This window comes from Colwellia sp. BRX10-3, assembly GCF_014077505.1.
GTDB lineage: Bacteria > Pseudomonadota > Gammaproteobacteria > Enterobacterales > Alteromonadaceae > Cognaticolwellia.
This window is the reverse complement of record NZ_JACGWA010000052.1, coordinates 1-281: the sequence shown is the minus strand read 5'-3', so window position 1 is coordinate 281 and position 281 is coordinate 1. Positions and strand designations below refer to the sequence as shown.

Here is a 281-nt window from a genome sequence, read left to right as displayed (position 1 = left end):
GCCCAGTATCGTCCACCATTTCTATGCCATATAGAAGTAAAACTAAAATGGACGATTAGCTCAGTTGGGAGAGCACCGCCCTTACAAGGCGGGGGTCACTGGTTCAAGCCCAGTATCGTCCACCACTTCTATGCCATATAGAAATAAAACTAAAATGGACGATTAGCTCAGTTGGGAGAGCACCGCCCTTACAAGGCGGGGGTCACTGGTTCAAGCCCAGTATCGTCCACCATTTCTATGCCATATAGAAGTAAAACTAAAATGGACGATTAGCTCAGTTG

General features: G+C 46.6%; 2 tRNA genes. Both read left to right on the top strand.

Annotation, left to right across the window (positions count from 1 at the left end):
• Positions 1–49 precede the first annotated feature (49 nt).
• Positions 50–125: transfer RNA gene (locus H4J38_RS17010), tRNA-Val, on the top strand.
• A gap of 31 nt (positions 126–156) precedes the next feature.
• Positions 157–232, top strand: a tRNA-Val gene (locus H4J38_RS17005).
• Positions 233–281: the final 49 nt, after the last annotated feature.